At 48.6% G+C, this 1,001-nt stretch carries 1 protein-coding gene and 1 tRNA gene; both read right to left on the bottom strand.

The features are described from left to right. Positions 1–610, bottom strand: a 610-nt coding sequence (locus FJZ26_06375; GenBank protein MBM3230031.1) for a 30S ribosomal protein S2, incomplete at its 3' end; no start/stop codon positions are given. 112 nt (positions 611–722) lie between these two features. Beyond that, positions 723–831 (bottom strand) — tRNA-Pro (locus FJZ26_06380). Positions 832–1,001: the final 170 nt, after the last annotated feature.

Here is a 1,001-nt window from a genome sequence, read left to right on the forward strand (position 1 = left end):
CCGGGTTCTCAAATTCTTCAGGAGCCGCAATAAATTCCTCATAGGAGCTTATCTTGCCCCTGCCCATGAGCACTTCCCTTGCAAGAAGCATGAAGATTAGGGCAAGCGATTTTCTGCCTTTGTTGTTGCACGGTATGACCCAGTCAATATTTGCAGTGTAGTTGTCCGTGTCGCACAGGCCGATGGTGTTTATTCCCATCTTGCCCGACTCTGTGACTGCCTGCCTTTCGCCTTTCGGGTCGCATATGAAGATCAGTTTTGGCTCCATAAAGTCGTTCCTTGCCACATTGGTGAAAACCCCTGGCACAAACCTCCCGAAAATGAGCTTTGCGCCTGTCAGCTGGCAGAACTTTGCAGCAGCGTAGGATGAGTATGTGCGCGACGCGACTATCACTATGTCCTCTGGGTTGTACCTTGACATCTGCTTTCCTGCAACCCGAAGCCTGTCATTGATCTTGCGCAAGTCAAGCACATACAGCCCGTCGCTTCTTTTCCTGTATATGAACGGCCCCATGTCCTTGACTTTCATCTTGGTCCCTATGTGGATGCCAGACTCAAGAAACTTTTCCTGCTTTAGCAGCAATCCGCTTTCCCTTTCTTTTTCAGCCATGTTCTCACCGTCATGGGAGTTTCACATGGTGCAAGGCAAAGCCCGGCCCAACTCTTGAAAAAACCCATTGAATATTTGCATATAGCCTGCGATTTTACGCGAAATTTGTAAGTGGGACCGTCGAGATTTGAAGACTCGTTTTTTGCACGCCTGCGCCTGCAAAAAATCTCGAATCACCGGCACCCCAAGCCGGTAGGCTAGCCAGGTTACCCCACGGTCCCGCTTAATGTCATGTGCATTCTGTGCTTGAATAACTCAAATATTGCAAAACTCCGTATCCGGCACAAGCCAGAAACACTATGGTACAAGCCGCAAGGACTACAAGCCACAAGTCTTTTTTCTCCTTTCTGTATCTCATATACGAATATATCGCGACAAGTGCAAATGCAAC

This window comes from Candidatus Parvarchaeota archaeon (assembly GCA_016866895.1).
Taxonomy (GTDB): Archaea; Micrarchaeota; Micrarchaeia; order Anstonellales; family VGKX01; genus VGKX01.